Source organism: Shewanella sp. WXL01 (assembly GCF_012263345.1).
Classification (GTDB): Bacteria; Pseudomonadota; Gammaproteobacteria; order Enterobacterales; family Shewanellaceae; genus Shewanella; species Shewanella maritima.
On sequence record NZ_JAAIKQ010000002.1, the window covers coordinates 486,319 to 512,432 of the forward strand.

The 26,114-nt window shown below is 44.6% G+C and carries 18 protein-coding genes; 15 read left to right on the forward strand and 3 right to left on the reverse strand.

Features of this window, described 5'->3' with window-relative positions; all coding sequences use genetic code 11:
* Positions 1–44 precede the first annotated feature (44 nt).
* The 8 genes from smc to G3R49_RS07310 all read left to right on the forward strand — a co-directional run bounded on the left by smc (position 45) and on the right by G3R49_RS07310 (position 10,287).
* Complete coding sequence (smc, locus tag G3R49_RS07275; RefSeq protein WP_167869174.1) at positions 45–3,515, forward strand: chromosome segregation protein SMC; 3,471 nt, start codon at positions 45–47, stop codon at positions 3,513–3,515.
* A gap of 21 nt (positions 3,516–3,536) precedes the next feature.
* Positions 3,537–4,559 carry a cell division protein ZipA gene (zipA, locus tag G3R49_RS07280; RefSeq protein ID WP_167869175.1) on the forward strand — a complete coding sequence of 341 codons (1,023 nt, stop codon included), beginning with the start codon at positions 3,537–3,539 and terminating at the stop codon, positions 4,557–4,559.
* 147 nt (positions 4,560–4,706) lie between these two features.
* A complete protein-coding gene (gene ligA / locus G3R49_RS07285; RefSeq protein WP_167869176.1) occupies positions 4,707–6,719 on the forward strand; it encodes an NAD-dependent DNA ligase LigA in 2,013 nt (670 codons plus the stop codon).
* A 100-nt stretch (positions 6,720–6,819) separates the two neighbouring features.
* Positions 6,820–7,308 (forward strand): DUF2919 domain-containing protein, encoded by a 489-nt coding sequence (locus tag G3R49_RS07290; RefSeq protein WP_130597585.1) that lies wholly within the window; start codon positions 6,820–6,822, stop codon positions 7,306–7,308.
* 121 nt (positions 7,309–7,429) lie between these two features.
* Complete coding sequence (locus G3R49_RS07295; RefSeq protein WP_130597584.1) at positions 7,430–8,629, forward strand: HD-GYP domain-containing protein; 1,200 nt, start codon at positions 7,430–7,432, stop codon at positions 8,627–8,629.
* 95 nt (positions 8,630–8,724) lie between these two features.
* Positions 8,725–9,639 carry an NAD(P)-binding domain-containing protein gene (locus tag G3R49_RS07300; RefSeq protein WP_167869177.1) on the forward strand — a complete coding sequence of 305 codons (915 nt, stop codon included), beginning with the start codon at positions 8,725–8,727 and terminating at the stop codon, positions 9,637–9,639.
* Between the two features lie 53 nt (positions 9,640–9,692).
* Positions 9,693–9,914 (forward strand): RNA-binding S4 domain-containing protein, encoded by a 222-nt coding sequence (locus G3R49_RS07305; protein WP_167869178.1) that lies wholly within the window; start codon positions 9,693–9,695, stop codon positions 9,912–9,914.
* A gap of 10 nt (positions 9,915–9,924) precedes the next feature.
* The gene (locus G3R49_RS07310) at positions 9,925–10,287 is read left to right on the forward strand and encodes a ribonuclease E inhibitor RraB (RefSeq protein ID WP_167869179.1); all 363 of its coding nucleotides are present in this window, start codon (positions 9,925–9,927) and stop codon (positions 10,285–10,287) included.
* 58 nt (positions 10,288–10,345) lie between these two features.
* Here the strand turns inward: G3R49_RS07310 and G3R49_RS07315 are convergent, their stop codons facing one another.
* On the reverse strand, positions 10,346–12,220 hold the full coding sequence (locus G3R49_RS07315) for a hypothetical protein (RefSeq protein ID WP_167869180.1): 1,875 nt from the start codon (positions 12,218–12,220) through the stop codon (positions 10,346–10,348).
* Positions 12,221–12,404: 184 nt separating this feature from the next.
* Here G3R49_RS07315 and G3R49_RS07320 point away from each other — a divergent pair, with 184 nt between their 5' ends.
* The 7 genes from G3R49_RS07320 to G3R49_RS07350 all read left to right on the forward strand — a co-directional run bounded on the left by G3R49_RS07320 (position 12,405) and on the right by G3R49_RS07350 (position 24,591).
* On the forward strand, positions 12,405–12,878 hold the full coding sequence (locus tag G3R49_RS07320; RefSeq protein WP_167869181.1) for a TetR family transcriptional regulator: 474 nt from the start codon (positions 12,405–12,407) through the stop codon (positions 12,876–12,878).
* A gap of 218 nt (positions 12,879–13,096) precedes the next feature.
* Entirely contained in the window at positions 13,097–15,082 is a 1,986-nt protein-coding gene (locus G3R49_RS07325) for an NERD domain-containing protein kinase family protein (RefSeq protein ID WP_167869182.1), read from the forward strand.
* Between the two features lie 471 nt (positions 15,083–15,553).
* Positions 15,554–16,939, forward strand: a complete 1,386-nt coding sequence (locus G3R49_RS07330; protein WP_167869183.1) for a DASS family sodium-coupled anion symporter — start codon at positions 15,554–15,556, stop codon at positions 16,937–16,939.
* A gap of 152 nt (positions 16,940–17,091) precedes the next feature.
* Positions 17,092–17,853, forward strand: a complete 762-nt coding sequence (locus tag G3R49_RS07335) for a TSUP family transporter (protein ID WP_167869184.1) — start codon at positions 17,092–17,094, stop codon at positions 17,851–17,853.
* 85 nt (positions 17,854–17,938) lie between these two features.
* Positions 17,939–19,267 carry an exonuclease subunit SbcD gene (gene sbcD / locus G3R49_RS07340; RefSeq protein WP_167869185.1) on the forward strand — a complete coding sequence of 443 codons (1,329 nt, stop codon included), beginning with the start codon at positions 17,939–17,941 and terminating at the stop codon, positions 19,265–19,267.
* Positions 19,264–22,965, forward strand: a complete 3,702-nt coding sequence (locus G3R49_RS07345; protein ID WP_167869186.1) for an SbcC/MukB-like Walker B domain-containing protein — start codon at positions 19,264–19,266, stop codon at positions 22,963–22,965. The genes sbcD and G3R49_RS07345 overlap by 4 nt, the downstream gene beginning before the upstream one ends.
* A 414-nt stretch (positions 22,966–23,379) precedes the next feature.
* The gene (locus G3R49_RS07350; protein WP_167869409.1) at positions 23,380–24,591 is read left to right on the forward strand and encodes a peptidoglycan DD-metalloendopeptidase family protein; all 1,212 of its coding nucleotides are present in this window, start codon (positions 23,380–23,382) and stop codon (positions 24,589–24,591) included.
* A 216-nt stretch (positions 24,592–24,807) separates the two neighbouring features.
* Here the strand turns inward: G3R49_RS07350 and G3R49_RS07355 are convergent, their stop codons facing one another.
* Together G3R49_RS07355 and G3R49_RS07360 are read right to left on the reverse strand one after the other, a co-directional pair.
* Entirely contained in the window at positions 24,808–25,452 is a 645-nt protein-coding gene (locus G3R49_RS07355) for a DsbA family oxidoreductase (protein WP_167869187.1), read from the reverse strand.
* A gap of 80 nt (positions 25,453–25,532) precedes the next feature.
* Entirely contained in the window at positions 25,533–26,081 is a 549-nt protein-coding gene (locus G3R49_RS07360) for a carboxymuconolactone decarboxylase family protein (RefSeq protein WP_130597574.1), read from the reverse strand.
* Positions 26,082–26,114 lie beyond the last annotated feature (33 nt).

The following is a 26,114-nucleotide window of genomic DNA, read 5'->3' on the forward strand; positions in this document are numbered from 1 at the left end:
ATACAGTAGCCTGCTTTGAAGCTCCATCCCCAAATTACGCTTGCATGAGATTAAAACAAATAAAATTAGCTGGATTTAAGTCGTTCGTTGATGCGACTAAAATTCCGTTTGAACATGCACTTTCCGCTGTTGTGGGCCCTAATGGCTGCGGCAAATCTAATGTGATTGATGCCGTGCGCTGGGTGTTGGGTGAAAGCTCAGCTAAGCATTTGCGTGGTGATGCCATGACAGATGTGATTTTTAATGGGTCCGCATCACGTAGACCTATCTCTGTCGCCAGCGTAGAACTTACCTTTGATAACTCCGAAGGTCGCCTTGCGGGGCAGTATGCCAATTTCCAGGATGTTTCGGTAAAGCGCCAAGTTAACCGCGACAGCGAATCGACGTATTTTCTCAACGGGCAAAAGTGTCGCCGTAAAGATATTACCGACCTATTTATGGGTACAGGTCTTGGGCCTCGAAGTTATGCAATCATCGAGCAGGGCACCATTTCCCGTCTTATTGAATCTAAACCGCAAGAATTACGCGTCTTCATCGAAGAGGCGGCAGGGATCTCGCGTTATAAAGAGCGCCGCCGCGAAACCGAAAACCGAATTCGTCATACCCGTGAGAACCTAGAGCGTTTAAACGATATTCGCCTTGAGTTAGGTGAGCAGCTTGAAAAGCTGGCTGCGCAAGCCAAGGATGCTAAAACCTATCGAGAGCTTAAAGCTAATGAGCGCAGCTATCATTCGCAACTATTAGTGCTGAAATGGCAAGACTTACAACAGCAATTCGACAAGTTAACTAAACAAATCGATAAACTAACTCTTGAGCAAGCAAGCGTAGATGACGAGCTAAGGCAATTTGATACCAGCCAATCGCTAGTGACGCAGCAGCTCGCTGAGTTAACCGCCACAGAGCAAGCCAAAGTCGAGCTTTATTATCAAGCGGGCAATCAGGTGAGCCGGATTGAGCAACAAATTGCCCATCAAACTCAGCTTGATGATAGTCAGCGCAAACAGCTTGCCGATTTGCGTGAGCAACTGCAAACGCAAAAGCAGTTGGCTGAGCAGTTAAAGCAAAGTCACTTAACGCTTGAACAAAGCCATCAGCAACTGCAACCAGACATAGAGAGTTTGCAACAAGAGCATGAAATAGCTGATGAACAAGTGCATTTGCTCGAGGATGAATATGAGCAAATTCAAACAGACACTCAACAAAGTCAGCAAAAATTAGCCAGCGCGCAAACCCAACTCGCGGTTGTGAATGCGCAGATGACCCATGAGTTAACCCAGCTTGAGCAAGCAAAGCGCGATGTAAGCCAGTATCAGGCGCAAATTGATGAGATGGCTGGGTTATGCCTTGACGATCAACTCGCAGAGCTAACCGAGCAACAACAGCAAACGATTGAGCAAATCGATGAACTGGCAATAGCGCTTAATGACAGTGAGATACACACCAGTCAGTTGCAACAGCGTCTTAGTGAGGCACAAGCAAGTTTGAGTCAGGGCAAACAGCAACAAGCTTCAGTGAATGCTCGTCTCGAGTTAATTGATGAGCTTTTGCAAAACCAAAGTGAGCAAGCCACGCTTCCGCTATGGCAAGTGTTACAAGTCAAGCCAGGTTGGCAAGCGGCTGCCGAGAGTATTTTGCAGCATTTATTACAGTTAGATGTGCTTGATGTCGATGATTTTAATCAAAACACTCAAGCCAATTTGGGTTTTGCGCGTACCAGCACGGCGCAGCAGTATCCGCAGAAAGACGCGATTGTTAGCGCAGAGGTGAACCTTTCGCCTTGGTTAAATCACGTACGTTGGGTTGAAGATGCAAACGAGGCGCATCATGCGTTAGCTGCACGGAATAACCACGATACTCACGACGCGCCCAATACGCGCGAAACTATTTGCGTGACAAAAGCCGGGGAGCTAATTGGTAGTGGTTTTCAATTTAGCGCTGCAGCGGCAACGCCAGTTATTCAGCTAAGTCATGAAAAGCAGCAGCTTAGTGATAAGCTTGATGAGCTAGATGCTGAACTGGAAGTTATGCAGCAGGGCGTGTCGGGGCTTGCGTTATCGCAAAGTGAGTCAATGCTGCATACACAAGAGCTCAAGCAGTCGGCTAAGCAAAAACAAGCACTACTGACTGATTGTGAGCAGCAGCTGCGTGCGGTTCAGTTACAGCAATCTCAGTATCAGGCAAAGTTAGACAATGCTAAAAATCAGCTATTTAAAGCTGAGCAGGCGGCAGCGCAGTATCAAGAAAAAATCGCCCACAGCGAGAGTGAGCTTGATGGTTACGAGCAGCAACAAAAACTCGCCAGCGCCAGTCATGAGCAAGTGTTAGCGTCGCAAACTCAGGCGAGTGCACAACTAAAGCAGCTTAAACAATTAAAAGTGCAGCAATCGCAGCGTTTGCAAGCATTGAATACCCAGCGTCAACAGTTAGCCACTGAGCTTGCATTAAGCGAGCAAAAGCAGCTGCAAGTTGATAATAAAACCAGTGAAATAGCCCAAGCGATAGCAAGCATAAATAGTCAACTTGCGCAAAACCAACAGCAGCAAACTCAAGGCCAGCAACAGCAACTACAGCAAGAGCTGCAACAGTATTTGCAAAAACAACAGGATTTAGATAAATCTCTGCAGCAAATTCGCACGCAACAGGCTGAGTTACAACAAACGCTAGATAGCTCACTATTAAAGCAAAAACAACAGCTTGAGCAACAACAAGGCTTGACTCAACGTTTAAGCGGGTTAAAGTTACGACGAGAGGGTGTAAAAGGGCAAATTGATGCCCAGATGCAATTGTTGAGTGAACATCAAGTCGAACTTGAGTCAGTCGCGGCTCAGTTGCCAGCTGACGCTAAAATTGCCAAGTGGCAAAAGCTGCTAGACCAGACCAGGCAAGATATTAGCGAGCTTGGCGCAATTAACCTGGCGGCAATTGAAGAGTTTGACAGTCAGAGTGAGCGTAAAGCATACCTCGATGAGCAAGATAACGATTTAAATCAAGCTTTGGCTTCACTAGAAGGCGCAATTAAAAAGATTGATAGGGAAACTCGCGCTAGGTTTAAAACCACCTATGATGCGGTTAATGCAGATTTGCAAAGCCTGTTCCCTAAGGTTTTTGGTGGCGGTAGAGCTTACCTTGCGCTAACCGATGATGACTTGCTTGAAACTGGGGTGACGATTATGGCTCAGCCCCCAGGTAAAAAGAACAGCACCATCCATCTACTAAGTGGTGGAGAAAAAGCCTTAACCGCTTTATCATTGGTGTTTGCCATATTTAGATTAAATCCAGCCCCGTTTTGTATGCTGGATGAAGTAGATGCACCTTTGGATGACGCCAATGTGGGTCGCTTTTGTCGACTGCTCGAAGAGATGTCACAGAGTGTGCAGTTTATCTATATCAGCCACAATAAAATAACAATGGAAATGGCTGAACAATTGATAGGCGTAACAATGCACGAACCAGGTGTGTCGCGCATTGTAGCTGTGGATATAGACACTGCGGTGGCCATGGCCGACGCAGTATAAGAAATGGATACAGGGTTAATAATGAAAGACTTGCAATTAGTGTTGTTTATTCTCGGTGCACTGGCCATTGTTGGCGTTTTAGTTCACGGTTTTTGGTCAATTAGACGGCAGCAACCTAAGTCAATGAAAGAAAGCCCAATGGTGGATTTTTACAAGGAACAATCCAAGCGTGACGCTGACGGTTTTGATGCCGATGGCGTAGGTGAGGTGAGAGTTCGCAAGGCTGATGACAACGAACCTCAGGATGAACTTGATGACATACCTGAGCCAGAAACGCCGCCAAAGCAAACCGCAAGCTCTGCTTCGCAGCTGCAACATGAACCTAAGCAGCAAGCTTTATTTGCAGATACTGATGCTGAAGATGAGAAGTCGCAACAAAAAGAGCCAGAGTTTAAGCAAGAGCCAAGCTTCAGCGATAAAGACCATGACTTTGCGCCAATCAATATCGAGATTGGTGACGAGCAAACCCCTGATGTTAAACTTGAGCTAAGCGACTCTGAGTCAAGTAACCTTCAAGCTGGTGACGAAAGTGCAGTAGAGCAAGGCGCAGACGTGACAGCCAAGGATGCTCCACAGCCTACGAGTGGGATTAAAGATACAGAGCAACAAACAACAGCTACGGCCGAGTCGCAAGAGCCGGTTGATGTACTGGTATTACATGTTGTCGCTAAAGAAGGTGAGCAATTACAAGGTGCAGAATTACTGCCGTGCTTGTTATCACTTAACTTCAAATTTGGCGAAATGGATATTTTCCACCGTCATATTGATAATGCCGGTAAAGGTGAAAAGCTATTCTCGCTGGCCAACATGATGAAGCCTGGGGTATTTGATCCAGACAACATGGAGCAGTTTGTGACCCAAGGTGTAGTGCTGTTTATGACGTTACCAAGCTATAACGACGCGACGATGAACTTCACCATAATGCTGAACTCAGCATTGCAAATGGTGGATGATTTAGGCGCGGAATTACTTGATGACAGACGTCAGCCTTGGAATGATGAAACGCGCCAACAGTACATTCAACGTATCCGAGATGCTGCTTAACCTTTGAAGCTCAGTTGCTAAGGCGATTGTTCACAAAGCTTAAATTAACAAAGCTTACGAAAATAAGTAGCCCAGCGTTAAACCAACAGATAGACAAAGGCCGCAACAGCGGCCTTTATTATATAAACGATTATATTTGGATTTATTATGCAAGACATTCAATCACAGATGGCGCAACTAACTGAAACCATCAACCAACATAATATTCGCTATTACGTTGATGATGCACCATCGATTCCTGATGCTGAATATGACCGTTTAATGCAACAATTGATTGGATTAGAGGCCGAGCATCCAGAATTAAAACTCGCAGACTCGCCAACCCAACGTGTTGGCGGTGCGCCGCTGGATAAGTTTGAGCAGATCACTCACTTAAAACCTATGCTCAGTCTAGATAATGCCTTTGACCAGGACGACTTTGAAGCCTTTAACAAGCGCATTACCGATAAAGTGAGCGATGTCCATTATGTGTGCGAGCCAAAACTAGATGGCCTTGCAGTAAGCATTACCTATCGCAATGGTGTACTTGAGCGCGCTGCAACTCGTGGTGATGGCACTGTCGGTGAAGATATTACCGAGAACGTGCGCACCATTCGCTCTATTCCATTAAAGCTACGCGGTGATGATTACCCTGAGTTAGTTGAAGTGCGCGGTGAAGTGTTTATGCCAAAATCAGCCTTTGATGCGCTAAACGCGCGTCAGTTGGCTAAAAACGAAAAAGTGTTCGTGAATCCACGCAACGCTGCAGCTGGCAGTTTACGCCAGCTTGATAGCAAGGTTGCCGCTGAGCGTGCTCTGGACTTTTATGCTTACGCGCTCGGTGTTGTCGAAGGTGCTAGCGAGCCAATGAGTAATGAGCACTATGGTCAGCTAATGCAGCTTAAAAAGTGGGGCCATCCTGTATCAAGCGAAGTGAAAGTATGTGAATCGCTTACGCAGGTGTTTGACTACTATGGCGACATTTTAAATCGCCGCAGTGAGCTTGAATATGAAATTGATGGCGTGGTGATCAAGGTAAACGACATCACTAAGCAAGAAAGCTTAGGCTTTGTTGCTAAAGCGCCGCGTTGGGCTATCGCCTATAAATTCCCTGCGCAAGAAGAGCTAACTGTGCTTGAAGCGGTTGATTTTCAAGTGGGGCGCACAGGTGCTATTACTCCAGTAGCACGCTTAAAGCCTGTGTTTGTTGGCGGCGTGACTGTGTCAAATGCCACGCTACATAATGCAGATGAGATTGCTCGATTAGGTGTAAAAGTAAAAGATACTGTGATTATTCGCCGTGCTGGTGACGTTATTCCACAAATTGTCGCTATCGTGCCTGAAAAGCGCCCTAAAGATGCCGTTGATGTTAGCTTCCCAAGCCAATGCCCGGTATGTGGCAGCGATGCTGAACGTGAAGAGGGAGAGGCGGTGCTTCGCTGCACTGGCGGATTATTCTGTGAAGCTCAGCGCAAAGAAGCCATTAAGCATTTTGCTTCACGTAAAGCGTTAAACGTTGATGGTCTAGGCGATAAAGTCGTTGAGCAGATGATTGATAAAGAGTTGATCAAAAGCCCTGCTGATCTATTCGCGCTTACGTCGTCTATGTTAACCATGCTTGAACGTATGGGCATGAAGTCTGCCACCAAGCTAGTTGCGGCGATAGATAGCGCGAAGCAAACCACATTAGCGCGCTTTTTATACTCACTGGGTATTCGCGAAGTGGGCGAAGCGACAGCTGCAAACCTAGCCAGTCATTTCAAATCACTTGATGCAATAAAACAGGCGAGCTTAGATCAGCTGATTGAAGTTGAAGATGTTGGCGCGATTGTCGCTAAGCACATCAGTCATTTCTTTAAGCAAGAGCATAACGTTGAAGTCGTCGACGCGCTTATTGCTGCCGGCGTTAACTGGCCAGCAATTGAAGAGGTTAACGAAGCCGACTTAAGCCTTAAAGGGCAAACCTGGGTGTTAACTGGCACCTTGACGCAACTTAATCGCAACGAAGCCAAGGCACAACTACAAGCCTTAGGCGCAAAAGTTGCTGGCAGCGTGTCTAAGAATACAGATTGTTTGGTTGCAGGTGAAGCGGCGGGCTCAAAGCTCACCAAGGCACAAGACCTCGGCATTAAAGTGATTGATGAGCAAGCTTTGCTGGATCTGCTCAACAGCGCAGGTTAATTGGTTTTGACCAGTTTGCTTGGGATTATTGGTCTTGGGTTATTGGCTTTAGGCTATTTGCGTGGAGCATTGGGAAGAGTGCACAGAGTAGTAAGCGTTAATGAATTTTAGTCATATTAAGTGGCTAGACGACAAAGGTCATGTTAAGCCACCACTAACTTTGTACTTAATGCTGGTGTTTCTGGCGCGCGCCTGGTGCGTGCTCGTTGCATCGCTGACGCAATTTAACGACCAGTCTGGCTTAGTGAGGCTTTTCTACCCACAAAAATCAGACTTTTTGTTGGCATTGCTAACGGGTATCGGTGCAGTGTTTGTGTATTTTCTGATTATCGCTGAGCGTAAACGCAAACCTGATTGGTTGAGACCCATCTTCAAGCACGGGCGAACGCTACTGCTGATGTTGGTTGCACTCGATGCTGCTGTGTTAGTGCAACGACTCATACACGACTACTTTGTGTTTAAGGTTAGTTACGGCCTAGACTCGCTATTGGTGTTCTGGTCTTTGATCTATTTATTCAACTCAAAACGACTAAAATTGTATTTTAGCGACTGGCATGCGCAAGAAACAGAGCAAAGCGATAAGAAATAGCTTTACAACATGTGACCCTAAGTCGCAGTATTTACAAGTGAAAAGTGCGAATAGGTTATTTATCGCCTAAGCTTTTTGAACTAGGCTGAAATTATTGTAACTTTGCTTAACGGGAATTCATTTGGCTAAAACGGAATTAACTCAGTTGCCAGTGTCCAAGATCGTCGTGGGAATGACGATTAAGCTGCCCCTGTCTTGGACCGAGCACCCGTTTTTTCGAAGCAAAGTAAAAATTGAGCAAAAATCTCAAATTGCCCTCATTCGCGGGCTAAACACTTCTTTTGTTTATCTATTAGATGGTCATGATTTAATCCCTGAGCAGCCGGAAGTCGTTGACGAGCCCGTCACCATCTTGCCTGCTACCGAAATGCCTGATTATAAAGTTGAGGCAAAAAAGTCCATTCGTCGTGGTCAGCAGCGCTTTATCCGCTGCGTTAATGACAGTCGCGGCGTGTTTGGTAAGGTGGTCAGCGACCCAGAAGGTGCTTATCGTGATGCGGTGACTCTGGTTGAAAGCATGATGGAACACCTAAATGAAACTGATTCACCTCATTTAACCCTAGTCAGTAGTAATGAACTTGAAGTGAGCGTAACTCAACATGGAGTGTCAGTCGCCGTGCTATCGATGATGATAGCCCATATGGCAGGTTTGCCACCAAGTGATATTCGCGATATTGCTATTGGTAGTTTGTTCCATGACATTGGTAAATTAAAGGTACCTGAGAATATCCGCCGCAAGCATGGTGAGCTGACAGATCACGAAGTGAATTTTATGCGCATGCATCCAAATTTTGGCTACGAAATGCTGGTAAAGAACAACCTTTACCCTAAAGCCATGTTACACATAGTGCGTCACCACCATGAGTTTGTGGATGGCAGTGGTTACCCAGACAAGCTGACAGCTAAAAAAATTCCCATCACCACGCAAATTGTAAGCCTAGTGAATGACTATGAGTCGCTGCTAAGACGCTATCTATCGCCACAGCTGGCGCTTGGTGTCTTGTTTAAAAGCCGCAAACAGAAGCATGATGAGAAGCTAGTATCTCAGTTGGTCAAGGTACTGGGTATTTATCCGCCTGGAACCTTAGTCAACCTTACCGATGGCAGCTTTGCAAAAGTGATGATGACGACTTCAGAAGTGAAAAAGCCTCACGTTTGGGCATGTAGCCCTCGAGGTGAAGATGCGACATTGCGTTTTTTAATGGAAGAGGAAGTGTCGGTGAGTGAAGTGGTTAAGCTAGAAAACCTCCCTGAAAGCGTGTTAAAAACCCTACAAGCAGAAAATACGATTAGTTTTTACTTTAGTGACTTTGAACACTAACCCTCTATTGTGTCTCTTGAACTGTCGCTGCGCGATAATCGTATGATAATGTGACTTTTCTCATCTAGCAGTTAATCAAATTAAAGGAATAACCTATGGCAAGTATCGCCGTTATTGGCTGTGGTTGGTTTGGGCTGCCACTGGCTCAGTCTTTAGTGAAACAAGGCCATCAAGTATTCGGCTCAAAACGCAGCGAGCAAGATGCTGTAAGTCTAAATGAGTTGGGGATTAGGGGCTTTGCGCTGGATTTAGCCAAAGAGTTGGTACAATCGAGCTTATCTGCTCAGATGCAGCAAGCGCTGCAAAGCGATATCTTGGTTGTTAATATTCCGCCAGGATTGCGCAGAGGCGAGACAAACTATTTAGAGTATGTCGCTAAGCTTGAACATTTGCTGGCAGGTAAACCCTACAAACGCTTAGTGTTTATTAGCACCACAGGTGTTTATCCGACGAGTTCAGTTTCAACTAAAGCTGATGATGCCACTGTTAATGCTAATGCGCTGTTGGGACCATTATTGGATGAAACCATGGCACAAGCGAGCTCGCCTGCCAGTAATATTTTGCTAAAAGCCGAATCAGTCATGGCAAGCTTGAACATGGAAACGCTAAATCAAGGTAATGTATCTAAGACCACCATAGTGCGCTTTGCCGGTTTAATTGGGCTTAAGCGTCATCCTGGGCGATTCTTTGCGGGTAAAACCGATGTGCCAGGCGGTAATGTTGCTGTTAACCTAGTGCATCTTGATGATTGTGTTGCCGCTGTGTCACTGATTATTCATGCCGCGTTAAATCATCCCGATTTGTTGGGAGAGGTATATAATCTGTGTGCGCCAATTCACCTGCCTAAGTCTGAATTCTACAGCGCAGCCTGTGAGCATTTAGGTGTCGATAGCGCGACTTTTAGTGAGCAACCACAACCTAGCAAGCGCATTGATGGCAGTTTAATTTGTCGCGACTTAGGCTTTCGCTATTTATATCAAGATCCCCGGCAAATGCTTGATGCTTGCTAATCTGCCATAGGTTATACTTGCGCGATAATTGATAGATGAAAGAGTAAAGATAGATGCAAGAGTTTTCTCTACTTAGCGGCGATGACTATGTTGAGCTATACAAGGTATTAAAAGTACAAGGTTTAGTGAATGCTGGTGGTGACGCTAAGCGCGTTATCGCGGAAGGTATGGTTACCGTGAATGGTGAAGTTGATACCCGTAAGCGCAAGAAGTGTGTTGTTGGTGACGTGATTGAGTTCAATGGCGTTGCAGTTAAAATTATTCCAGCTGAATAAGGATTGAAATATGCAATTTCCTGAAGATGATAACGGCCAAATGCTAGCGGCAATGGCTGAGTCAGGTATTGATTTAACTAAAGCGCTAGATGTGGACTTTTTCTTGGTATTTGACGATCAGCGTGATGCTGAATCTGCCCTAGAAACTTTGGTTCAAGACCAAGCTGAAGGCGAGTTAGAAATCCACTTTGATGAAGACACTGAAAAGTGGGAAGTTATTGTGTGTATTAACATGGTGCCAGAGTATGATGCACTGGTAGCCAAAGAAGTCGCATTGAATGAATTTGCCCAAGAGTTTGACGGCATTTCTGATGGCTGGGGCGTAATGCAGCATCAAGAAGGCGATGGCGAGTTTGCCGACGAAGCTGAGTAGGATGCACGAGTATACAAAAAAGAGTCTCAATAGAGACTCTTTTTTTAGCTAACACAGCTTAGAAAGCGTCAATCAAATTAACACTATAGCTGTTAACCTTTGCCTCAATATCCTTGAGGTTGTCATTGCTGTCGCCAACTCTTAAAACAAAATTTGTATTTAATTTGCCCGACTCAGCCCAGTTACGCAAAGTTTGTTCGCCTTTTTCAGCCTGAAACTCTGTGAAAGAGTTATAACAGGTTTTCGTATCTAGTTCGTTTTGATCACATGTTCCTAGGTTACTTTGTTTGATGACTTTTCCATCATTGATACCACCAATGAATAAGTCATATGTGTCGCCGTTTTCCAGGTAAATGTTCACATATGGAACATCCGATGAAAGTTCGCTTTCAGGAGCTGTAACATCAAAATTAATTGCAACATCTTTAACTGATATAGCGCCTTTTGGGAATTTTAGAGTCGGTACCGCAGAAATCCTAGCGTTATGTTTTCCGATAATTGTTGTGTTGCCGGTCCATAGGTCAATCTCTTTGATATCTGCACCAATTAGCTGTTTTTCAGTAATGGCTGCATCGATTGGCTCAAGTGGTTGTAGATCAACTAATTCAATTGTGAACTCGTTGATTGTGAATTCAAATGCCTCTTTATTGTCATCAGCTACACGTAAAATGAAGTTGGTTTGGCGCTTCGTACTATCTGTTTGAGACGCTAATGTATACTCTCCATATTGAATCATGAAACTTTGTAGAGCACCGTCCCCCTCAAATTTATCAAAGGTCAAGTAATCTCCATTTGTATCTTTTTTGAGAATGGTTACGTTACCAGTAGGGTATACAACTGCATTGAGAGTTTTACTATCTACATCAATTAAGTATATGTTCATGAATGTAGAAGCTGAAATAGAAGTTTCGACGTCAAAATTAAAATCAAACTGATTCAAAATGTAGGTATCTGGCTCGAATTGGATTTCTGGATATACCGAAGGTTCCGCTTTACCAAGTTTCGGTTGTGCTTCGAATGTTGCGGCACCTGTTGTTGGCTCGTAATTAACTATTGTCGCGCCTAGGACTTGATCGGGATTAATAACCTTGTCTATAGGTGTTGGTGTAATGTCAATAGGGTTACCGAAACGAGGAGGTGTGATAATAATACTACCTTCATTTGGATCTATCTCTAATACTCCAAAATCAAAGTGTTTTTGAGGTTGAAACTCGATAGATGCATAAGCCATTTCATAGTTCCGTGCGGTAAACAGCACATCAGCGTCTTGCTTGATGTAGCGATAGGCAACAACTTCCTCTGAGTTGTTCGTTTGTTGCCCAGTTAAGCCAAAATGAAACTCTTTTTCTGTTGTAATTGTCGTCTCTTGGAAGATTACGTCATCGTTATGTGATTGGAAGGTGACGTAGCTAAATTGTTCATTATCTACTTCAATTTTTACGTTTGTTTCAGAACGGTCGATGGTTTGCCCTTTACTTGGCGTTTCTACCGTATAGTATGAGTATACGTCGGTGTACTTACCTTCCAGCTCTCCGATAAAATGAACTTCGGCTACCGCTTCGCCAACAACATCAAATTCAAATTGAAAATTCGTGATATCAGCAATACTTTCGGTAAATTTAGTGCCCTGAGAGTCAGTAATTGTAATTTGATAGTCGTTTGTTCTCACATAATGAACAAACCCTCTGTTATCTTTAATGGCACAAACTGGGTGTTCGAAACCTACAGGAATTTTAACATCATCGTTTGTAGTTAAACTATCTCCAACGGGTAAACAATTAGAGCTTAATGCATTCACGTTGGAAACATTTTTTAAGTTTGTGCTGACTTCGATAGTACGAATCTCTTCGGTTGGTGTTGATTGCTCATCAGAACTACACCCGGAAGTAAGTAACGCAGTAATGACTGAAATAGTTAGCAGTGACTTTTTCATAAATTTTGTCCAATTTTACGAGGTTGTGGATTTATAGGTACCTAGTACGTATTGGTGGTATATTATTCGTACTTGGTACGCATTACAAAACATTTTGCGTACCAAGCACCTAAAAATTATTTTTTATGTGATAATTATCTATATTTAACTAGCGATGTGATCTAAAGCGATAGGAAGGGTCTTAATGGCAAGGGTTTCTAAGGAAGAAAAGGAGGCGAATTTTGAAAAATTCAACCAGATTATTATGGAGATCTTTTTCGAATCAGGTTGGGAGAGTGTCACGTACGATAATATTGCTAAGATAGCTGGGGTTAGAAAGAGCACCTTACAAGGATACTATCCGACCAAAAAAGATTTTGGCCAAACTCTAAAAGGCAAGATGCTTCCGATTATTTTAAAACAATTAGATTTTTCTTCTAAAGCTGCATTGGTAGATAGTTGGAAAGCGGGGCTGTCCGATAAGAAATTTAGGTATATTGTTTCTTTGTTGTTGTATACAGTTACCTTGGCAACTCCACCTGCTCATATCACTAGTGCTTTGAATCAGTTAATTGATATCTGCGAGTCTCATTTTCCGAATGAAGGATACGGTATTTCAGAGCGATTACTAGGGCTGACAATTATGTGGTTAGCAACGGTTAACGTCGAAAGCACTTAGACTTATGCTCTGGCTCTTTTAACACGTGATTGAAATAGTCTTTTGAGATTGTGTCTCCAATAAGTGATGTCTTAAAAGACCGAAACCGAATAGTGTCCACGCTCAATAAATGAACACTTGTTGTGTAAACGCTAATAAAAACCACCTTTATGGTGGTTTTTTTGTAGCCGTATGATTAGCATGAGCCTCAATTATGTGATCTGCATTCAAGGATTAGTATGGCAAGGCATATCAGTTTCGGCACCCCAGTTAACGACGCAGAGCGTTGGGCATTCTCATTACTTTCAGATGAATTACCTAAAGACTATATGTTGCTTACCAATGTGGAAATTCCAACCCATACTGGTCAGGCAATGGAAGTTGACGCGCTGGTAGTTGGTGAGTGGGGCGTGTATGTGGTTGACGTCAAGGGCTATATTGGTCGATTAAACGCTGGGCTGCATGCATGGTCATTAGACGGTCGCGATGTTGATAACAGCCTGTCAAAAGCCAATTATGTTGCCAGAGTGCTTGCGGGTCGCTTAAAGCACAAAATTCCTGTAGGTGTTTATGCACCATGGTGTCAGGGCATGGTGTTTGTTACTGGCCGCAAAGGTGAAGAGATTCTGGTCGAGAAAGATCAGGGTAACTTAAGTATTTATACTCCAGCAAAAATTATCCAAGCGCTAACTAAAGAATGGGGCTTAACCGCACCGCGCAAGCACCAAGTGACTGAGCAACAAAAAGAGATGGTACTTGATACCATAGGTCAGGTCGCCATTGTTGAGCAGCGTAATCAAAAAATTCAAGACTTCATCAAGCTCAAATGTTTGTTCCTGCAACAAGGTTTAGAAGTTTGGCAGTCAGAATATAACCCAGGCGGTTGGACGGCACCCTGGCTACTTAAAATCCTAGTACAGAGCCAATTTGAAAGCGCATTAGATGCTGAACAACACGAAATTAGACTGCGTGAAGAGTTTAAGCGTATGCAGTCGCTATCTGGTTGTAGTGGTGTACCTTTTTGCGCGCCACTTATACAGGACGGCGAGCAGCTGGTATTGCCTATTCGTATGCCGCGGGGCATTCCGCTGAATATCTTTGAGGTTGAGCAACAATCTACTTATCAACTGCTTGAAATTTTACGCCGCAGTATTAGTGGAATGCAGCAAATTCATCGCCGGGGTTATACCATTGGCGGCTGGGCAAGTAACTGTGTGTTCTTGTCAGATCAAGGTGATGTTGAGTTTATCGACATTAAAGACAATCTTACCATTGCCGAAGATATTGCCGAATATGCTAAGGCGTTCTTAACCCTTGCTGAGCAAACTCAGCAGCCACGTATTTACCATTGGTATCGTGACGCTGCAAAAGGCACTACTGTCGATTTAGATGCCATTCGCTGTGATTTATCGGCGCTGATCGAGCTGGGCGTATGCGATACCGTGCCGCAGCGTATTGAAATCGAGCGCGGCGCGGTAATTGACCATCACTTTAAACTTGAATCATTTATCTCATCCACTGATCATAGCCAGCTTTGGCAAGCAAGGCATATTCAGGGCAATTACCCTTGTGCAATTAGCGTGTATAACGATGTTGATGAGCAGTGGCACAAGCTAAACAATATTTATCGTAGCTTATCTAAAATCTATCACCCTCATATCGAGAAAGTGCTCAGCTTTGGCCAGCTTCCAGAGTCCAATGATCTATTTATCGCCCGAGCCTGGGCGCAAGGTGTGGCATTAGATGAAGTGAAGGGCGTAGAGATTGGCCAGCCGATCACTTGGTTTATTCAAATTCTTACCGCGCTGCAATACCTGCACAATATTGATATTTTTCATGGCGCAATATGTCCTAAAAACATCATTTGTAATCACGACACTGCGACATTAGTGAACTTTGGGATCGGTAGCGATATCGCGCAAATCCACTACGCCGCTAAATATGCTGATCCAACACTTTGGGACGTGGAGGGTGAAGCCGAGAAAGATCTTTATGGTCTCGTCGCCAGCTTTATCGACTCGTTAGTACCGAAAAAGTTGCATCAAGATGATGGCGCTGCTGGGATTGTAGAAGCGCTGGAGCAATTTGACCGTGAATGGTTTGGCGAGGCGCTTTATGATGCTTGTTTAAAGATTTTGAAGTTTGAATTTAGAATCGAGCCAAATCTTGACTATGCCGAGCAATTAGGTTTAGAAGACGAGGAAGTCGTTCAAGCTGGTATGTAGTAAAAGTTGATTGTAAGTCACTCGTAGTTTCGGCTTATTTGAGCGTTGAGCGTTGAGCGTTGTGCGTTGTGCGCTCAGTGCTCAAATAACGTCGCACAATTTGTCGTTTTTGCTGTTATTTTCCTCACCACTGAAGTTAACCTCATTGGTTCCTACTCTTAACTTGCCGCAAAACAGTGACCAAGATCGCTAATGGTTTATACCAAATGTGATCCGTATCCAACTATCTGCATTAGAATTAAAATTCATTTCGGTTGAATAGCTAGCCCATAACGGCTGGTTTGATGTCATAAAACAACATTCGTTACAGATGACTTGTTGTCTGGATCAAATCACTTGCTCATCATGTGAGCTAAATCAAATTCTTGTTAGTGAATTCGCTAACTTTATTACTACTTAGTTGTACTTTATTTGTGTTTAACAATTGAATTACATTGAAGCGGCCAAAAATCAATAATAAAGGTTGTGAATATGAGTGAGGTACCACAGTTAGGTTCAGGGACGGTTTCCGATGCGCAGCGTAAAAAGTACATAATTCTAGGGGCGAATATCCTACTTTTTGCTTTGTTATATAACTTTTTGCCGTTTGAACCGGGCGTTAACACTGGATTGTCTATTTTAGTGTTTGCCGCTATTTTGTGGCTAACAGAAGCTATCCATATTAGTGTTACGGCTATTTTAATCCCCATTCTTGCGGTGATGTTCGATGTGTTTGATACATCTAAAGCGATGGGTAATTTTGCAAACCCGATTATCTACTTATTCTTTGGTGGCTTTGTACTGGCTGCGGCGTTGAATCATCAAGGGATTGATAAACGCATTGCTGAAAAAGTACTGCTATTGTCGAAAGGTAAGCTAAGTATCGCTTGCATCATGTTGTTTGTGGTGACGGCAAGTTTATCGATGTGGATCAGTAATACTGCAACTGCGGCGATGATGTTGCCGCTAGCATTGGGTATCTTGCAGCAGCTTGATTTGAAAACCCACCGCAATACTTATCTATTTGTACTGTTAGGCATCGCATATTCCGCCAATATTGGTGGTATTGGTACTTTGGTTGGTAGCCCGCCAAATGCGATTGCTGCGGCTCAAGCTGGGTTAACCTTTAGTGAGTGGTTAGAGTTTGGCTTAGTCACGGTGACGTTAATGATGCCTGTGATGCTAATTGCGCTGTACATGTTCTTTAAGCCAGATTTATCAGCAGTCTGCCATATTGAAGCTAGCGATAAAAAAATGACCTTTAGCGCTAAGCTAACCTTGGTAATATTTGCAGCCACTGTTCTAAGCTGGATTTTCAGTAAACCTTTGTCACAGGCATTGGGTGGCGTAGCTAAGTTCGATACCATCGTCGCATTAAGTTGTGTGGTGCTGCTTGCGGGTTTACGTCTGGTTGAGTGGAAGAAGATTGAATCAACGACTGATTGGGGCGTACTTATCTTGTTCGGTGGTGGATTAACGCTAAGCGCAATCCTTAAAGCCACAGGTACCAGTGTATTTTTAGCGCATGTGGTAACAGACTTCTTTGGTGACGCCCATACAGCGCTATTCATCTTAGCGGTGATCTTCTTCGTGGTAATGCTCACAGAGTTCGCCAGTAACACTGCATCTGCGGCGCTATTAGTGCCTGTGTTTGCAGCTATCGCTGAGCCTTTAGGCTTATCACCTGTGATGCTGTCTGTGGTTATTGGTATTGCTGCATCTTGTGCATTTATGCTGCCAGTGGCGACACCGCCCAATGCAATTGTGTTTGGCTCTGGTTTTATTAAACAGTCTGAAATGATGCGTGCTGGCGCTGTGATCAACCTTATTACTATGGTTATTTTGTACATAGTGACCAATATTTTCTGGGAAGTGTAACGCTCCATTATCAGTTTAGGTGCAGCAGGGCAGCCCACGGGTTGCCCTGTTTTGTTTTGCAGCGATTAAAGTGCTTATTAGCGCCTAGATATAGTAATTCAGCCCCAAAGCGGGTTTAATACGTTTCTACTCTCATTTTCATAATTAACTTCATGTTTGAACTGACTCTACAAATCACTGTGGTGCTGTTTTTCGTTGCCGTATTAGCCGGTTTTATTGACGCCATTGCTGGCGGCGGTGGTTTGCTGACTATCCCCACATTAATGTGGGCAGGTTTGCCACCTGCAGCTGCACTGGGAACCAACAAGTTACAAGCCTGTGGCGGCAGCTTTTTTGCCAGCTTGTATTTTGTGCGTAAAGGCATGGTTAAGCTCAGTGAGTTTAAGCTTTCGATACTGTGCGCTTTTGTCGGCTCGGCGGTTGGTACTATTTTAGTGCAGATGATTGACGCTGAGTTACTGGCATTTATTCTGCCGTTTTTAATCCTAGCAATTGGCTGTTATTTCTTGTTTTCAAAGCAAATTGCAGATGATGATAAGCAGCAAATGGTCACCCCAACCGTGTTCGCTTTTACTGGTGCATTGGGCGTAGGTTTTTACGATGGTTTTTTTGGTCCGGGCACAGGTAGTTTTTTCGCATTGGCGTTTGTTACCTTAGCCGGATTTGGGTTAGCTAAAGCCACAGCGCATGCCAAGGTGCTGAACTTTGTGACCAACATAGCTTCACTTATTTTCTTTTTAATTGGCGGCCAAGTCGCTGTGGCACTGGGGCTGGTTATGCTTGTGGGGCAAGCCATTGGTGCCACATTAGGCTCGCGATTAGTGGTCACTAAAGGCACAAAAATTATTAAACCCTTGGTTGTGACTATGTCGCTCGCCATGAGTATCAAGCTGCTTTGGAGTCAATACGCTTAGGGGGTTCAATTGCTCGTTTAAGCTAGCGAGTAAATAACGCGTTCAACGCGCAGCCAACAAAGACTAATTCAACATCGAATCATATATGCGAATTTTACACACCTCAGACTGGCATCTTGGTCAGTACTTTTACGGCAAAAGCCGCGCCGCAGAGCATCAAGCTTTTATGAACTGGCTACTTGAGCAAATAAAGCAGCATCAAGTGGACTTGTTGATTGTTGCCGGTGACATTTTCGACACCACTACGCCACCAAGTTATGCCCGCGCGCTTTACAATCAGTTTATTGTTGACTTGCAACAAACCGAGTGCCAGTTATTGATATTGGGTGGCAATCATGACTCTGTGGCAACCCTTGGTGAATCGCAAGGCTTACTAGCCTACCTAAATACCCATGTTATCCCTGGTGGCTTTGACAGCCCAGAGCAACATGTTCTGAGCTTTGACAAAGATGGCGAGCCGATGGCATTGGTTTGTGCATTGCCATTTTTACGCCCACGCGAATTAGTGACTAGCCAAGCAGGTGATTCTAGTGAGTCTAAACAGCAAAAGCTCTCTAGCGCTATTGCCGACTATTACCAACAAAGCTTTGAACATGCGCAAAAGCTTAATGCTGAGTTAGCCGCGCCAGTTCCGATTATTGCCACTGGCCACTTAACCACAGTGGGTGTCACTAGCTCAGAGTCGGTGCGTGACATTTATATCGGCACGCTCGACGCCTTTAACGCCAACTTATTCCCAGCAGCCGATTATATTGCCCTTGGGCATATTCACCGCCGTCAAAAGGTCGCCAAAACTGAGCATATTCGCTATAGCGGCTCTCCGATCCCGCTCAGCTTTGATGAACTATCAGCACAGAGCGAGTCTAGCTCGGGCAAATCGGTATTACTGGTGAGTTTTGAGCAAGATAAGCTTACCGAGGTTACTGCGCTTGATGTGCCATTGTTTCAACCTATGGCAGTGCTCAAGGGCAAGCTAGCTGATATTGAAGCTAGCATCGACAAGTTAGCCCACAGCGCAGCTGAGCATGATAAGGCGCAAAACATCTGGCTAAGTATTGAAGTCGAGCAGCAAGATTTACTCAGCGATTTACAAAATCGCATCGCGCAACTCATTGCCGATAAACCCCTAGAAGTATTGCAGCTTAAACGTGCTCGTAAACCACGTAGTCAAACTATGAGCGACACCCATAATGAAACCTTAAGTGAAATTAACGTTGAAGATGTATTTGAACGTCGCTTAGCGCTAGAGGTGTTTGAAACTGAAGATGAACTAACGAGCCGTGAGCGCCTGCGCGTTAAGTTCAAGGAGTTAGTTGAACAAGTGCAGCAAGAAACAGCTGCGCCCAAGCAAGATGCTCAAGAGCCGTTGCAACCAGAATCACAAGCGCAATCACAAGTGGAGGCAAAAGCATGAAGATTCTAAGCCTTCGCTTTAAGAATATTAATTCGCTAAAAGGTGAGTGGAAGATTGATTTCACTCAGTCGCCATTTATCGACAATGGTCTGTTTGCCATCACAGGTTCAACTGGTGCGGGTAAAACCACGATTTTAGATGCGATCTGCTTAGCGCTTTATCACCGCACGCCTCGCATCGCCACAATTTCTAAAACCACTAACGAGTTAATGACTCGCGGCTGCGCAGATTGTCTTGCAGAAGTAGAATTTGAAGTAAAAGGGCAGGGCTATCGTGCATTTTGGAGTCAGCGTCGCTCACGAGGTAAGGTTGATGGTAACTTGCAAGATGCTCAGGTTGAACTTGCTACTTTGCAAGAGGGTAAAGTACTCGCCAGCCAGATTAAGCATAAATCAGAACTACTTGAATCGATTACCGGTTTAGATTTTGCCCGTTTTACCAAGTCGATGATGCTGTCTCAAGGTCAGTTTGCCGCGTTTTTGAACGCCAATGCTAACGACAGAGCTGAGCTACTTGAAGAGCTAACGGGTACTGAAATCTATGGTTTGATTTCGCAAAAAGTGCATCAAGACTTTAGTGATTCAAAGCAGCAGCTCGCCTTACTTAAAGCTAAGTCAGACAATGTTGCCGTACTCAGTGATGAGCAACTTATCGAATTTCAGCAGCAAGTGACGACTGAAACTAAACAAGTCAGCAAGTTAAGCACTGAGCGCGAGCAAACCAATCAATATTTAAACTGGGCAAAAAGCTGGCAAGAAAACCAGCAAAGCCAGCAGCAAGCGCAAATTGAGCTTAAAGCCGCCGAGCAGGCGCTAATTGAAGCTAAACCCAGCTTTGACCGCCTTGCCTTGCATCAACCGGCACTTGCTTTGACTCCAGTTTACGACAAGTTTAATCAGCTTGAGTCGCAACAAAACCAGCTTACTAAAGATACCGAGCAGGCAAAAAGCACCTTAACTCAGTGCCAAAGTGAGCTAACTGCTGAGCAGGCCGTTGTGGAGCAAGCGCAGCAAGAGTTTGACCAAGCCAAGCAAGCCCATAAAGAACTGGTTGAGTTAATCGACACTCAGGTGTTGCCGCTTGATAATCAAATCGCTCAGCAACAACAGCAACAGGCGCAGCAAGGTGATGTACTGAATAATCTTAAGCAGCAACTTAGCGAGTGTGAAAAGCTTAAGCAACAGCAGAATCGGCAACAGCAACACTTGACGCAGCAGCTTGAGCAAACTCAGCTTGCACTAAACAGCTTGCCCCAAGCAGAGCTTATCGCAACAGAGTTAACCGCATGGCAAGCACAGTTTGCTCAATTAAATCAGCTTGAAAATGCCAAAGCGCAAAATCAGCAGCAACAACACAAGCTTGTGCAGACCAATCAACAGCTTGAGCAAGCTATTGACTCTGCGCAGCCGCAAATCGACGCATTTGAGCAAAATAAACAACAGCTTATTGTTCAAGCTGAGCAGCTGCAAAGGCAGCTTGAAAATATCACGCAAAATCAGCCCGTAACTGAACTGCAAACTCGCTATCAGCAGTTAATTGCGCAGCAAAGTGTGCGCCTAGCATTAGAGTCTAATGCCAAGGCTTATATTGAAAATGCAGCGCAGGTTGCGTCATTGACCCAAGGCATTGCCAAGCAGCAAGGTGAGTTAGCGGCGGTAAAAGGGCAATTGCATCAAAGTCGCAGTGTATGGAAGGACAAGAAGCAACAACTAGAAGACTTAAAGTTGATTGTGCAGCAAGAGCAGAAAATCGCCGACCTTGCTAGTGAGCGACAAAAGCTGCAGCTTGGTCAGCCATGTGCACTATGTGGCTCTACTGAGCACCCGTTGGTCGAGCAATATCAGGCTTTAGATGTGAGCGAGCATCAAACTCGGGCGAATACACTTGAGCAAGAGCTTGAGCACATTATGCAACAAGGTAAACGTGATGGTGAGCTGCAAGCTAAATTAGATGCCAGTATTCAGGGGTTAAACCAGCAGCTTGAGGCTTTACTATCCAAGCAAACACAAATTCAAGCGTTATGGGCCGAGCACACAGCTACGCTAGGTATTAGCATTGAACTAAGCCAAATTGCAGATGGCAGTGGTGAGTTAGCACAGCTGCTTGATGGCGCGGCAAACGAGCAAGCTTCACTAGCTGCTACCATTGAGCAAGCGCAAGGGCTACAAACTCAGCTTAACAGCGTTAAAGAGCAGCAACATCAGCTTGAGCAGCAAGCAAACAGCACGCTTAATCAATTGCAGCTTAACCAGCAACAGTTACAAAGTCAGCAGCAAACGTTACAGCAATTGCAGCAAGAATTTACTCAGCTAAGCAATCAATTTGAGCAAGCTATGACTGAGCTTAAAAACAAGCTGGCGACTTGTGAGCTGACTATGCCTGAACTTACAACAGCCAAGCATTGGTTAGATGAGTTGCAAAGCCGTCTTAATAGTTGGCAGCAAGCGCAGACAAATAAACTAAAGCTTGAGCAAGAGCAGCAGTTGCTCGCACAAACGCAGCAGCAACAAGCGCAGCAGCTCGTAACATTACAACGTGAACTAACTAGTCAAACTGAGGCTTTGAGCCAATTAGACTCAGCGATTAATCAGCTCAGCATGCAGCGTAAACAATTGTTAGTAGCGGATGATGCTCTGCTTGCTAAGCAGCATAGCCTTGATGGATTAACGGATAGGGAACAAAGCCTGCAAGCTATGCAAACTAAGTTGCGAGAGCTTAACGATAACGCCCAGCAGTTAAGCTCGAAACTTAACCTGTTAACTGAGCAGCTGACGCAAGTAAGCACGGAGCAAGAGCAAGCCGCGAGTGACTGGCAGCAAGCATTAGAACAAAGTCCGTTTGTAGATATAGCCGCATTTACCGCAGCTAGACTGAGTGACAGTGAATTTGCCCAGTTAACTGAGCAAATCAAAGCCCTTGAACAAACCAAACTCAAGGCGAGCGCACAAGTCGAGCAGCTTAATGGCAAGCAGCAACAGCTTGAAACGCTGCAGCAAGAGCATAATTATCAACTAACCGAGCTTGATACCTTAACTGAGCAAGCCGCCGAGCAAGAGCAGCAACTCACCGACAGTCGTCAGCGCTTATGGCAAGCTGAGCACGCGTTAGAGCAAGACAAACAGCAGCGGGCGCAACAAGCAGACTTAATTAAGCAGTTAAGTTATGCCCAGCAAGATTATGATGATATTACCTTGCTGCACTCGCTCATTGGCTCACAAAAAGGCGATAAGTTCCGCCGCTTTGCACAAGGGTTAACTCTGGCGCATTTGGTTGAGTTAGCGAACAGGCAGCTCAATCGTCTGCATGGACGCTATCAGTTAGCGACCGTTAGCGGCGCCACGTTAGAGCTGACAGTCATTGATACCTGGCAAGGTGATGTAAGCCGCGATACGCGCACTTTGTCAGGCGGTGAGAGCTTTTTGGTGAGTTTGGCATTGGCGTTAGCGTTGTCAGATCTCGTGAGCCATAAAACCCAAATTGAGTCGCTATTTCTTGATGAAGGTTTTGGTACGCTTGATGCCACAACGCTAGATATTGCACTGGATGCGTTAGATAGCTTAAATGCCAGCGGCAAGATGATTGGTGTGATAAGCCACGTCGAAGCCATGAAAGAGCGTATTGATGTACAGATAAAAGTGCATAAAATGAACGGCCTAGGTGTCAGTAAACTACAAAGCCAATATGCAGTAGCATCTTGATGATGCCGTTGTCGATTTAGTGGCTGCTAATGTGGCTGCAAGCCTTATCAACAGGGCGATGAAGTTCATAAAAGCGTAATAAACAGTTTGTGAAATGCCGATAGTTTGATATAACTATTCGGCATTTTTTTGAATAGAAAGTGCATAATATGCACATACGCGCTGCATAATCATTTGTTGTAGGTGTTTGAGTTTTATTTTTGCTAACTCGCGCCTTGATTACGCCGCAAATACAACAATAAATTTGCCACTCAATATGCCGACTAGCTGTGCGCTACATAGGTTTAATACCATTTGGTATAAGTGTTGGGTGGTTAAGCAGCATGCTTAGGGTAACTCATTTTGCAATCAACCAAGAAAGTGGCTTGGGCGCCACTGCCATTCAATTTTTCACAACGTCAAAAAGCAGCGTTAATGAGCTGCGTACTTCTCGTTGGTGCAGCTTTGCTTATGCCAACCACCCAAGAGTTTGAAGTAAAACGTATTCCTGTCGCGTTGGATTTAGAAAAACTACTGCCCAACCTGAGTCAGCTTGATTTTATCGAAGAAGTCGAAACCACTCGCGCCCCCATCTTTAGCCGTGAGATAGCACCTGGCGACACACTTGGCTCACTATTTTCAAAAGCTGGGATTGACCATCAAACCATGTATAAGGTGCTTGAGGCGGATCTCGAAGTCCTCGCGCTTGATACGCTAATGCCAGGTAACCGCATACAGTTTTGGGACAATGATGCTGGCGAGCTGCAAAAACTTGAGCTGTACTTTAATGCCGCAAGACAAGTGGTGTTTAGCCGCTTAGATGATGGCAGCTTTGAAGTAGAGGACATCATTACTGAAGGTGTTTGGCAAAACCGTATTATCGGCGGAGAGATTAATGGCTCGTTTTATCTCTCGGCTGAAAAAGCAGGACTGAACGCCAATGAAATTCAACGTATCAATAACCTATTAAAGACCAAGTTCAACTTTGCTCGTGAGCTAAGAGCGGGGGATACTTTCCAAGTTTTGATGAACGATCAGTTTATTGAAGGTGTACCTACTGGTAATACTGAGGTGCAAGGGGTAACGATTAACGCGTATTCTCGTAACGTCAGTGCGTTTCAACATTCAGACGGTAATTTTTACGATGAAAACGGCGAAAGTTTAGCACCTGCTTTTCAGCGTATTCCGCTAAAACGTAAGTACCGTTTATCGTCACACTTTAATCCAAAGCGTAAACATCCAATCACTGGTCGCGTGCGCCCGCATAACGGTACAGACTTTGCCACACCTATTGGCACACCTGTGGTTGCGCCAGGCGATGGTGTAGTGACCATGGTGAAAAATCATGCTTTTGCAGGTAAATACGTGGTCATTGAGCATGATAATAAGGTGCGTACTCGTTATTTGCATTTATCGCAATTTAGAGTGCGCAAAGGTCAGCGCGTTAAGCGCGGGCAGGTCATCGCATTAACCGGTAATACCGGCGCGTCAACCGGGCCGCATTTACACTATGAGTTTCATGTAAATGGTCGCCCCATAGATCCTATGAAAGCTAATATTGCTGAAGCCAAAGTGTTGCCAAAGAAACAGTTACAAGAGTTCCAGCAGATTGTAAGTAGCCGCAAGATGATGATGTCATTTGGCTAAGCTCCATGTTTTAAGCTTAAAGCTCTAAAATCTAAACTCTAAGCTTTAAACTAGACTAGGCTGAAGTACTGCAATGACTTGGACTAGCTCAGTTTTATATAACAAAGCCCAGCACATAAGTGTTGGGCTTTGTTATTTGTACTAACCCCGATGTACAAGCTCAGATGTATTAGCTCAGATGAGGGTTGACACTTTTTTCGCCTTAAGGCTCATGCTTCAAGATTTAGCTAACTCTTGTAGAACCTGAGCAAATGTCTCTTGCGGATGAGCGCCATTAAGTGCGCTAGTGCGATTAAATACCACGGTTGGCACACTGCTAATGCCAAGTTGTTGCCAATGAGACTCTTGCTGACGCACGGCTTGTTGCAGCTGCTCATCGTTGAGCGCGTTGCGTGCTTGCTCTGCATCAATTCCGACAGCTGCTGCTTGTTCAATTAACACTGAACGATCAGATACGTCTTTTGCTTCAGTGAAGAAAGCGGCGAACAAACGCATTTTCAAATCCGTTTGCTTACCCAATTGTTTGGCGTAATCAAGTAGCACGTGGGCATCGAAGGTATTGACCATTTTCATATCGTCAGAATAGTTAAACTCGAAACCATATTTAGCGCCCGCAGCGGCAATATTTGCTCGCGCGCGATCACTATCTTCTCTTGATGCACCGTACTTTCTAGCGACATGGGCGCGTAACTCTTCACCTTCTGGCGGCATATCTGGATTTAACTCAAATGGGTGCCATTCAATCTCAACTTTATCTTGCATGCCAAGTTGTTCAATCGCAGCGTTCAAGTGGTTATAGCCCACAATGCACCATGGACAAACTACATCTGAAATAATGTCTAACTTGATTTTCTGGGTCACTGCTAAGCCTCTTAACTGTATAGGAGCAGCTTGCTGACTTTACCAATATAAAGAGCAAGCTACGTATAGAAATATCCGAGTTATTTAGTCCAGGCAAACTGTTCAAACATTGGGTCAACAGGTGTTTTAGCCACATGATTGACATAGTTGCTGATCACTTTTTGTGACAAACCAAGAATGATTTCGATGACTTGTTTGTGGCCGTAACCGGCTGCAAAGAATGTCTCCATTTGCTCCTCTGACACATTGCCGCGCTCACGTACCATCGCCAGAGTAAAGTCGTGCAATGCTTGTAGTTTTGCATTTGGCATTGGTTGCTGGTTGCGTAGCGCTTCAGTTAACGCTGAGTCGACCTTCATCGAGTGGGCGATGCCTGTGTGGGCCGGCACGCAGTATGTACATTCATGCTCTACGTTGATGGTTTGCCAAACCACAGTTAACTCTTCAGCATCAAATGAGGTTGAAGTAAATGCTTGGTGCAGTTGTTGATACGCTTTCAGTGTCTCTGGCGATTCAGACATAACAGCATACAAACCTGGTACCGCGCCCATTTGTTTTAGCGCACCCTCTAGCATTGGCTTACTTTTCTCTGGTGCAGTTTCTACTGTGTGAAATGTAAAATTGCTCATGTTGTAATCTCCAATTATTGAAACGGTTAACTT